5 protein-coding genes are annotated in these 10,863 nt (G+C 69.1%); 3 read left to right on the forward strand and 2 right to left on the reverse strand.

Annotation, left to right across the window (positions count from 1 at the left end):
* The first annotated feature begins 67 nt into the window (after window positions 1-67).
* The gene (rodA, locus tag HW445_RS08410) at window positions 68-1,270 is read left to right on the forward strand and encodes a rod shape-determining protein RodA (RefSeq protein ID WP_180220397.1); all 1,203 of its coding nucleotides are present in this window, start codon (window positions 68-70) and stop codon (window positions 1,268-1,270) included.
* A gap of 82 nt (window positions 1,271-1,352) precedes the next feature.
* Here rodA and HW445_RS08415 read toward each other — a convergent pair whose 3' ends face one another.
* Both HW445_RS08415 and HW445_RS08420 read right to left on the reverse strand, forming a co-directional pair.
* A complete protein-coding gene (locus tag HW445_RS08415) occupies window positions 1,353-1,694 on the reverse strand; it encodes a hypothetical protein (protein WP_180220398.1) in 342 nt (113 codons plus the stop codon).
* Between the two features lie 134 nt (window positions 1,695-1,828).
* On the reverse strand, window positions 1,829-8,662 hold the full coding sequence (locus HW445_RS08420; RefSeq protein ID WP_180220399.1) for an RHS repeat-associated core domain-containing protein: 6,834 nt from the start codon (window positions 8,660-8,662) through the stop codon (window positions 1,829-1,831).
* A 427-nt stretch (window positions 8,663-9,089) separates the two neighbouring features.
* Here HW445_RS08420 and HW445_RS08425 point away from each other — a divergent pair, with 427 nt between their 5' ends.
* Both HW445_RS08425 and HW445_RS08430 read left to right on the forward strand, forming a co-directional pair.
* Window positions 9,090-10,382 carry a phospholipase D-like domain-containing protein gene (locus tag HW445_RS08425; protein WP_180220400.1) on the forward strand — a complete coding sequence of 431 codons (1,293 nt, stop codon included), beginning with the start codon at window positions 9,090-9,092 and terminating at the stop codon, window positions 10,380-10,382.
* Window positions 10,383-10,482: 100 nt separating this feature from the next.
* A partial coding sequence (locus HW445_RS08430) for a CYTH domain-containing protein (RefSeq protein WP_180220401.1) occupies window positions 10,483-10,863 on the forward strand: 381 nt, incomplete at its 3' end.

Raw genomic sequence — 10,863 nt, forward strand, 5'->3', positions numbered from 1 at the left:
GGGCCGCCCGGACCGGACGGAACCAGGGCGCCGGACGCCGCGACGGCCGGCCGGGAAGCAGGTGCTCATGAGCGGCGGCGTGAACAGCTTCTCCGTCTCCGGGTACGGACCCGAACGCTCCACCTGGGCCCGGCTGGTCGCCCGTGACTCCGCGGCCCGGCGGCTGGACTGGCCGATCCTGCTGTCGGCCCTCGCGCTGTCGCTGATCGGCACGGTGCTCGTCTACTCGGCCACCCGCAACCGGACCGAGCTCAACCAGGGCGAGCCCCACTACTTCCTCATCCGGCACCTGATGAACACCGGCATCGGCATCGCGCTGATGATCGGCGTGGTCTGGCTCGGCCACCGCACCCTGCGCGGCGCGGTGCCGGTCCTGTACGGGCTGTCGGTGGTGCTGATCCTGCTGGTGCTCACACCGCTGGGCGCCACCATCAACGGCGCCCACGCCTGGATCAAGATCGGCGGAGGCTTCTCGCTCCAGCCGTCCGAGTTCGTCAAGGTCACCATCATCCTCGGGATGGCGATGCTGCTCGCCGCCCGGGTCGACGCCGGCGACCGCGAGCACCCCGACCATCGCACGGTGCTCCAGGCGCTCGGCCTGGCGGTGCTGCCCATGCTGATCGTGATGCTGATGCCCGACCTCGGGTCGGTCATGGTCATGGTCGTCATCGTGCTGGGCGTGCTGCTGGCCTCCGGGGCGTCCAACCGGTGGGTGCTCGGGCTGATCGGCGCGGGAGCCGTCGGGGCGATCGCGGTCTGGCAGCTCGGCGTGCTGGACGAGTACCAGATCAACCGCTTCGCCGCCTTCGCCAACCCCGAGCTGGACCCGGCGGGCGTCGGCTACAACACCAACCAGGCCCGCATCGCCATCGGCTCCGGCGGCCTCACCGGCGCGGGACTCTTCCAGGGCTCCCAGACCACCGGCCAGTTCGTGCCGGAGCAGCAGACCGACTTCGTCTTCACCGTGGCCGGCGAGGAACTCGGCTTCGTGGGCGGCGCGGCCATACTGCTGCTGCTCGGCGTGATCCTGTGGCGCGCCTGCCGCATCGCGCGCGAGACGACCGAGCTGTACGGCACGATCGTCGCCGCGGGGATCATCGCCTGGTTCGCGTTCCAGGCGTTCGAGAACATCGGGATGGCGCTCGGCATCATGCCGGTGGCGGGCCTGCCACTGCCGTTCGTCTCCTACGGCGGCTCGTCCATGTTCGCGGTGTGGATCGCCATCGGTCTCCTGCAGTCCATCCGGCTCCAGCGGCCGGTGTCGGCGTGACCGACCGGCTGACGTGACGCCTCGACCGGTCCGCAGTGCCGAGGACGGCTTCGGCGGACCGGTCGGACTGGACCGGGCGGATCTACGGTCGGATCATCTTCTGCCCCGCCTGCCACAGGACGGCGAACGGCTGAAGGCCGAAGGCGTTCATGAACGCGCGGAGGACGGCTTCGGGTTCGACCTCCCCGACCTTCCACACATGCGTCCCCCGGAAGGGGTTGTTGGGATCGTCGATGACGGCGACGACGAGGTGCGGCATCAGTTCGATCGCGGCGAAGCCCAGACCGTCCTCATCCGCGGGATACTCGAAGGTCAGTTCACTGAACGGTGGCTCGTGGACCGTGAGGGAGAACAGGGCCACCGGGCCTCTCTCGCCGTGCGCCTGTTCCCACCGTGACAGGTCCACCTGTCGCCATTCGGACACCGTGTCACCTCTCGGTCCATGATGGTGAAAGCCCGGTTCCCCGGCCGCGCCGCCACGTCGTGGAGCGCGGCCGGGGAACGATGTCGCCTGCGGGGTGGCGAGAGCGTGTCACTCACCCTGCGTTCCCGGGCGGCCTAGTCGTCCAGCTGGGTGTTTCGTGTGATGTAGATGTTGATCTTCGCCCACCCGTCCTCCAGCCTCACGCCGGGGACCTTACCCACTTCCCACCACACCTGGCCGGCGAAGGTCGGACGCGGTCGGATGGTGGTGTAGAACTCGACACCTCGTGCACCCTCGGGGAGTGGGCCGTCGTGGGCCCGTGCTGCCTCTTCCCCGCCCAGCCGAGGAGAGACTCCGCCCCACAGCTCCCCGGACTCCTGCTGCAGCCTGGCGTGCTCGGGGGTCTGAGTCGGTGACTCCTTCCGGTGGAAAGGCCCGTGGAGCACCGTCTCCAGAGCTTCGTCGTCGGTGGGGCACTTGCTGTTGTGGACGAGGACGGGCGTCCCGCCCGCGAGCACGTAGTACGTGTGGATGTCGGCGACGGTCAGGTTGTGGACCGTGCCCTGCTGGGTCCAGCGTTCCACCGCGGTGATCTGGACATGCGTGCCGGCGCTGGTCCGCAGCCACTGGCCCGCCTCGAGCTTGGTGGCGTCGATCCACTCGCCCAGTTCGGGGACCCAGAACGGGTGGCCGTCCGTGGCGGTGACGGTTCCGGTCCTGTCGCCCTTGTCGCCGTCGGTGTCGATGGTGACCTTGACGAGGTTCTTGGCCCCTCGGCCCTTGATCTCAGCCGTGACCTTCTTGTGGGTGGTCTCCCCGGTCACCGGGTCGGTGACCAGTACCTCGTCCCCCACCCGGACGTCCTCGATGGCCTTCGTGGTGCCGTCCGCGAGGACGACCTCCGTACCTGGCACGAAGCTGTTCTTGAGGCACTTGAGGCCCTTCATGCGCCACGGTATGAGGTTGACCAGGTTCTCCGCCGCATCCCCGTAGTCGCCGTCGTACACGTCGATTCCGACGGAGATGACGGTTGCCGGAACCGCCAGTGGGGCGTAGGGGATCTGCTGGATCTCTTCGAAGGTCTCTTCCCAGGTGCTGGGGCGGTCCTGGACCACCACCCAGGTGTAGCCGGTCCCGATACCCCCGATTCCGTACCGGACGTAGTCGCCGTCCCTGGTGAGGGACTTGCCCTCCCACAGCCAGCCGTCACTGGTCCGCGTCCAGGACTCGGAGACGTAGTCGTTGTTGTTGAACCCGCCGCACGTGGTGTTGTTCCCGCCGCAGCGTCCGTCGGGCCGCAGGCCCGTGGGATCGGACAGGTTGACGGGGGTGTTGTCGGCGTAGCTGTACGCGTTGAGTGCCTGCGGGGTGGAGGGCTCGGTCACGGGGTCGGTGCTCAGGAAGCGGCCGAGGCCCGGGTCGTACGCCCGCGCCCCCAGCAGGGACAACCCTGTCGAGGCGTCCTGCGGCTGGCCGACGAATCCGCGGTCCGTGCCGGCGGGCAGGCCCGTGGTGCCGCGCTGCCGGCCGAAGGGCGTGTAGCGGTGGCGGGTGACCGTGCCGTCGGTGCCGTCGACCGACAGCTGGGTCGAGGCCTGGCTGTCGGAGAGGAGCCAGGTCACCTTTCCGTCGGCGGAGCCGTCCTCCGTGCGCACGGCGAGACTGGCCTCACCCGCTGTGTAGTGACGGACGCCCTTGACCAGGCCGGCTGAGGAGTTGAGCTCCTGGCCGGCGGTGTAGAGGACGTTCTCGCCGGGCGTCCTCCGGAGCAGCAGGTTGCCGCCGGCGTCGTACACGTAGGACGTGGTCTTGGTGCCGGAGGTGACGGAGGCGAGCTGGTGGAGCGGTGTCCAGTTCATCGACGAGGCGGTGCCGCCCGTCGTGCGGGACTTCATCTGACCGGCGTTGTCGTAGCTGTACGAGTCGGTCGCGGCGCCTGTGACGACGCTGGTGACCGCGTGCGGGCGCGCGGTGTCCGGGGTGTAGGAGGACTCGTCCGCGCTGTAGCCGGGGTAGTGGTAGTCCCTGGTGAGCGGCGTCGCGGTGGCGGACTTCTTGTCGGTGACCGACTGGAGGTTGCCGATGCCGTCGTACGCGTACGAGGTCTGGTAGGGGTCGGGTCCGAGGAAGTCGGACTGCGGGGTGCTGCAACTGGTCGCGGTGGTGGTCCAGGCGCCCGTCAGCCGCCTCATCTCGTCGTAGACGAAACACTGCTGCTGGTCGGCCGGGTTCTCACGCAGCGAGAGCAGGTCGCCGGCGTCGTTGCGGGTGTAGGTGTCGTCCTGCGCGGTGACGGTGGTGCCGTTGGTCGTGACCTTGGTGGTGAGGCTCTTCAGCCAGTCGGCGCCGCGGGCTTCGTCGTAGGCGAGCGTGCGGGTGACCGAGCTGCCGGTGGCCGGGTCGCCGAGCCGGCGTTCGGTCAGGCGGCCGTAGTCGTCGTAGGTGCTCCTGGCCAGGTAGGTGGCCAGCGGACTGGCGACCTTGCGGAGCACGCCGTACTGGTCGTAGGTGGAGGTGACGGTCTCCGCCGGCAGCCCTCCGGCCTTCGGGTACTCGACGGCGGTGACGCGGTCGGCGAGGTCGTAGCGGTACTTCGTGGTGTACGCACCCTGGAGGCCGGCGCCGTCCGCCGGAACGGTCAGGGTCTCGCCCGTGGTCCGGCCCCGGGCGTCGTAGCCGGTGACCGCCGTCGTGTAGGCGTGGCCGCCGCTGTAGGAGGTCTGCGTGGCGGGCAGGCCCTTGCCGCCGGGGGCCGTGTCGTAGGTGTTCTTCGTCAGGACCGTGGTGCCCTGTGCCGTCTGGACAGGCCGGTTCAGGGCGTCGTACGTCGTGGTGACGGTGACGTCGTTGGCGTCCGTGGTGGTCTCGGGGTTGCCGTTGGCGTCGTAGGCGGCGGTGCTCCTTCCGGTGTCCGGGTCCTCGGTGACGAGGCGCTGGCCGGGGAAGTTGTACGTGTAGTGGGTGGTGTTGCCCTTGGCGTCGTGGACGTACTTCAGCTCGCCCTTGCGGGTGTACTCGTAGGTGGTGGTGTAGGCCGTGAGCGCGTTCCGCTCGACCACCTTGACCGTCCGCCCGTGGACGTCGGTGTACGCGTCGGTGGACTGGCCGACGGGCTTCCTGACCGTCGTGACGTCCGATCCGGTGTAGGTGGTCACGGTCTTGCCCGCGCTCTGGGGCACGCCGTTCACCTGGATCTGCGACAGGACGGTACGGCCGGCCCAGTCCGCGACCACGTCGGAGTAGGAGCGCAGGGACGACACCGCCGGGTTGACGGGTCCGTCGGTGACGGAACCGGAGTTGTAGAACGGCGACGAGGTGCCGGCGACGTTGCCCGAGGAGTCGTAGCGCGTCACCGTGACGGTGCGCCCGGTACCGGACGGGGCCGGCGTCTGGACCTCGCGGGTGCGGCCCAGCCCGTCCACGTACGTCACCGTCGTGTGGTCGGTGGTGCCGGACTGCAGGGACTTGCTGGTGATGCGGTTGACGTCGCCCTGGGCGATGTCCGGCACGCCCGTGGCGCTGGCCGCGGTGCGCAGGTGGTAGTCGACCGACATCGACGGATGACCGTCGGGGTAGTTCGCCGCCTCGGTGGGCTTGAAGACCTTGGAGAGGCGGCCCACCGCGTCGTACACCACCGAAGTGGCGTTGCCGTTGGCGTCCACGGTCCGCCAGGGCCGGCCCCAGAACCGGGAGTAGTGGGTGGTGGTGCTGAGCGGCACACCGCTGCCGGCGCCGTCGGGGTCGGGCGTGGTGACCTTGACTCCGTCCACGGGCCAGGAGGTGGCGGGACTGTAGCTGCTCGTCGTGGTCTTGTTCTTGCCGTCGGTGGTGGACACGACCCGGCCCGCGGCGTCGAAAGAGGCCTTGGCGGTCCGGTAGGCGGTCGCGTCCGTGTAGGTGCGGACCTCGGTCGCGTTGCCGTCGGTCAGAGCCGTGTCGTTGCCGGTGAAGGACGTCGCACCGTCGTAGAACGTGGTCGTCCTGTGGTCGAGGTGGAGTGTGTCCTGGCCGGCTGCCTGGTCGGCGGCCTGCTGGGTGCAGCTGACGTTGTAGTGCCGCTTGTCGTCCTGGTAGACCATCCACCGCTTGGTGCCGGTGGAGTCGTCCGTCATGTCGGCGGTGTTGTAGGCGCGGCCGAACTCGGTGCACTGGTTGTCCGAGATGCCCGGCTCACCGTGGTCGTCGATGCGCAGCGGCAGGCCGAAGGTCGTCGAGGCGGCTTCGGCGTTGTCGAACTCGGTCTCGACGCGGTGCTCACGCCAGGTGGCGAGGTCGCTCGTCGAGGTGGAGATCTTGCTGAACGTGTCGGTGGCCGACTCGCGGACGAAACGGGCGTCGGGCAGGCCGGCGTACTGAGCCGTGTTGTGGGTCCAGTACTCGTGCCACGTGCGCTGCTGCGAGATCCCCGCCTCGTCGCGCTCGGAGGTCTCCAGCGTTTTGCCCGCCAGCCAGGCGGAGTCCGTCCAGTTCTTGCCCTCCGAGTCGGTGACGGAGACGCCGGCGGTCTTGGAGGAGTCGGTCTTGACCGTGCGGTCGCCGTCCAGGCCCCGGTAGAGCCAGGTGTAGGTGGAGTGCTTGTTCTGGTTGGCGCCGGTGGTGACCTCGACCTTGCCGTAGCCCCGCCACTGGGACCAGGTCTCGTCCTCGTCCTTGACGAGCGGGTCGGCGGTGAAGGCCCAGCCGGGGCGGCCGTCGTAGTTGTAGGTGGTCGTCATCACCGGATTGCCGTCTCCGGCGTCTCCGGGGTCGACGTCGACCTGCCGGACCACGAACTTCTTGAACCAACCGGTCCGCGGCTCCGTTTCTCCTTCGGGCGTCCATTTCTGCCAGAAGCACTCGTAGCCGCTGTCGTACTGGGACGACGGGTAGCCCTCCGGGCAGGTGCGGTCGATGCTGCCGTCGGCGTCACGGGCGTGGCCGTAGGTGACCGCGACGGTGGAGCCGGTCTCGGTGAAGACCTTGTTGACGCGGCGGAAGTTGAGCGCGCCCTCGCCGACCTTGTTGTCCTGCCACTCGCCGTTGAAGTTGATGGTGGGGACGGTGATGTCGGTACCGGAGTAGCCGCGCTGCTGGATGTAGTCCAGCCAGAGCTGGTCGCCGACCGCGCCGGTGGGGTCCATCAGGGCGTACTTCATCTGGTACTGGCGGACCAGGTCCCAGGCGGCGGAGTCGTTGTCGCGGACCTCGACGGTGACGTCCCACAGGATGTCCCGGGAGAAGAACGTCGGGTAGTACGTCTTCCCCGCGCAGGCGTAGTCGTCGGACGACCCGTCGCATATGAGGTCGAGCGGCACGTCCGGGTAGGAGGACGGGCTCGAGTCGATGCTCGGGCAGCTCGCCGGCGGGTTGTCCAGCGGGTCGGCCTCCTTCATCCGCTCGACGCATCGGTTGACGTGCGTGAAGTTGACGCGGGCCGGGAGCTGGGCGCCGGCGATCTGGGAGGCCCAGCCGTACTCGATGCGCTTCAGGTACGACGCCGCGTCGTACTTGCGCGCCTTGTCCGCCGCCGCCACCGAACGGTAGTAGTTGGTCTCCTTGTCGTAGAAGTAGGAGTTCTCCACCTCGTTCGGGGTGACGACACGGTCGAGGTTCCAGCGCCAGGCCTGGGTGCAGAAGGTGGCCTTGCCGCCGTCGTAGCAGGGTTCGCCCGCGTCGTCACCGATCACCGGGACGGTGAGCACCGAGTTCGTGGCGGACTGCGAACGCTCGGAGCGTCCCCAGCCGAAGTAGTAGCGGGTGCCGTCCTGTGTGGTGATGACCCAGAACTCGTCGGTCCCGTCCGGGTTGTTGGGCGAGCCCTTCAGGTGCTGCACCCTCCAGCCCGGGTCGTCCTTGAGGTGCCATGAGCCGTCACCGGTGTTGTCCTTCACCAGCTGCGAACTGACGCCGTTCAGTGTGATGTTGTAGACGGCGCCCGAGGGGTCGTCGGTCTGGTTGGGCGATGCCCAGCACAGGTCGCCCCACTGCTGGTTCTGGTCCGGGCCGTGGCCGTCCTCGGTGCAGTTCTTGTACCGGCGCTCGATGAAGCCGACGCCCATGTCCCAGCCCATGCCGGCCCAGGACGCCTGGTTGTTCGACGCCGACGTGCGGCCGTCGATGCTCTGCGAGTTGTACGTGAGTGACAGATTCGGGGCGACGCCCATGGGCGGGGCGGGCACCTGGAGGGGCACGCCGTAGGTGAACGCGCCGGAGCCGAGGCCCACCTCCCACTTGCCCGCCGGACTGACCGGGGACGCCCGGTAGTCACCGGCGTCCGAGGACGAGCCGGTGGTGAGGGCGTACACCGTCGCCTCGGACAGCATCGCCGCGCCGGAGGGGAGCAGCTTCTGCGGGCCGGCCTCCACCGTCGCCGTGATCGTGTGGCCGTCGGTGTCGTTGCTCTGGCCCTGGACGACGGTTCCGTCGGCGCAGCCCTTCTCCTCCGGCGTGGTCAGCGCGCAGGCGGGCAGCCGGACCAGCTGGAGGCGGGACGCGAAGCCGCCGCCGTAGGCGTGGGCGAAGCCGCCGTAGTCCAGGGACACCTGCACCGGCCCGCCGGTCTCGACGTCGTCCGCGCGGGCGACCGTCAGGCCCAGGCCGATGCCGCCGACGGGCTCGATCTGCTTGCGGTCGAGCACCTCCACCCTGACCTTGGACGGAGCCTTCGCGCCGCCGCGCACCTCGGCGCGGGCCGTCGCGGCCTTGTCCGCCGCCTTGAGGCGCACCACGGACCGGTCGACACCCGACGGAGTGACCGCCTGCGCCTTCGCCCCGGCCGCCGGGACGGACACGGTGGCGCCGCCACCCTCGGGCCACGTCACCTTGGGTGCTTTGCTCAGGGTGGGCTCGGCCGGTGCGTCGACACCGGGGTCCAGCTTTCGTGCCGGGACATCCGGCAGCCCGGCGCCGGGGAGCGCTTCCGCGTTCGGTGCCATCGCCACGACGGAGATCAACCCCGCCAGCAAGGCCTTGGCCGTGGTGAGCGCCACACCACGTGATCGTCTTAGACGCACTGCGTCCCTTCAATCCTCAGGCCACATGTGCGTCACCCGCTCCCGTAGGAACGCCTATGAGGCTCGTCATGAGCATGTCGGTCGACATGCCGACGAGGACCGTAAATGGGAGCTTGGCTCTTGCGGAACGAAATTAATCACTTGTGTTGCCCACATCACACACGATGGCAAAGTCGCTGCTCACAGGCTTGAAATCGCCTCTGGACACCGGGAGTTGCATATGCCAGGCTCCATCCGCGCCAGCGCGCCGCCACCGTTGCTTCACGCGGTGGTCGCGTCATGACCGCAGCCTGTTCGCCTGCCGTGTTCGAAGTAGCTCCCGCACCGTTCCGGCAGTCCGCACGCGAGTCCCCGGCGTCCCCGGCGCATGGCGCGTCACGTTCACCTCGGTACGGGAGCACCCATGAAATCCGCTCGATCCCGCTGGCCCCGACGCGTCGTCACGGCCCTGTCCGCCACCCTGGTGGCCTCCGCGCTGCACGTCACCGCGCCCACCCCGGCCGGCGCCGTCACCACGGGCCCGGTCTTCAACACACCCTCGGGCACCGCCGCCGAGCAGACCGCGATACGGACCCAGTTCCTGAACCTCATAGAGGGCGCCCAGCCGGGCGGATACCTGAAGCTGGCCATCTACCACTTCTGGGACGTGGAACTGGCGCGGGCGTTCGTCGACGCGCACGCGCGGGGCGTCAACGTCCAGATAGTGATGGACAGCAGCGAGATCACGTCGGTGCACGACGACGGCCGCACGTACCCGCTGCTGTTGGAGGAACTGGGGGACGACACCTCGGCGAAGTCGTTCGTCGCGCTGTGCGGCGAGGGACACTCCTGCAACTCCACCGTGGTCCCGTCGATCAACCACAACAAGTTCCTGATCTACGACTCCGACGGCAGCGGCGGCTACTCGGCGGTCGTCCAGTCGTCGTCCAACCTCAGCCCGTCCAGCTACTCGAAGTACTGGAACGACGCCATGGTCATCGACAACGACCGCGGCGTGTACCTCGCCTACACCCAGTACTTCGGCAAGCTGGTCGCGCAGGACCCGGCGACGTGGAACTACCTCACCCCCACCCCCTACTCGCCCTACGCGTACTACTTCTTCCCGCGCCCGGCCGACGACGCCCGCCCCGGCGACACGGTCACCGGCGTCCTCGACAACGTCACCTGCACGTACACCGAGAACGGCACCACCAAGCACTCCACGATCCGGGTGGGCATGTACAAGTTCACCCGGCAGGCGGTAGCCACCAAGCTGGTCGCCATGAAGAAGGCGGGCTGCGTGGTCGACATCGTCTACACCGAGATGGACAGCGTGGAATCCACCGGCTCGGCCGGCACCTGGGAGGCGCTGCACGCGACCGGTGGCCCCACGCTGCGGTGCTTCAGCTGGGACGACGACGGCGACGAGGCGACGGCCGGCGCGGACGCCACCCCCCGCCAGATCATCCACTCGAAGTTCCTGCTCATCGAGGGCATGTACTCCGACAAGACCGGGCGCAAGGTGATGTGGACCGGCAGCCACAACTACACCGGTCCCGCGCTGACCAAGAACGACGAGGCGCTCCTCAAGGTCGACGACGCCGACGTGTACGCCGCCTACCTCAGCCGCTACACCGCCGCGCGCGCCGCCGCCAAGCCCGGCACGGCGGACAACACCCCCGAGTGCAAGGGCGTGAAGACCACGCCCGAGGCCTGACCGCCGCTCGGGCCCGGCCGCGCCACGGCCGGGCCCGAGCACGCCGACCCCACGGCCGAATCACCGGCGGCGGGTGAGCTGCCCGGTTAGCCTCGGGCGTATGGCGGACACCACACGTGAGATCGAGCGGAAATTCGAGTCCCGGGACAGCGGGCTTCCGGACCTGACGAACGTGGGCGGCATCGCCGCCGTCGTGGACCAGGGCGTGATGGAGCTGGACGCCGTCTACCACGACACGCCCGACCTCCGCCTCGCCGCCTCCTCCGTCACCCTGCGCCGCCGCACCGGCGGCTCGACCCCCGGCTGGCACCTCAAGCTCCCCGTCGGCCCGGACGCCCGCGACGAGATCGCCGCCCCGCTCACCGACGAGCCGCCGGCCGAACTGCTCCGGCTGATCCGGTCCCGCACCCGTGGCGCCGAGGTCGTCCCCGTGGTCCGGCTCCGTTCGGTGCGGGACGTGCGCGAGCTGAGGGACGCGCAG

The organism is Streptomyces sp. UH6, assembly GCF_013421635.1.
Lineage (GTDB): Bacteria > Actinomycetota > Actinomycetes > Streptomycetales > Streptomycetaceae > Streptomyces > Streptomyces abyssomicinicus.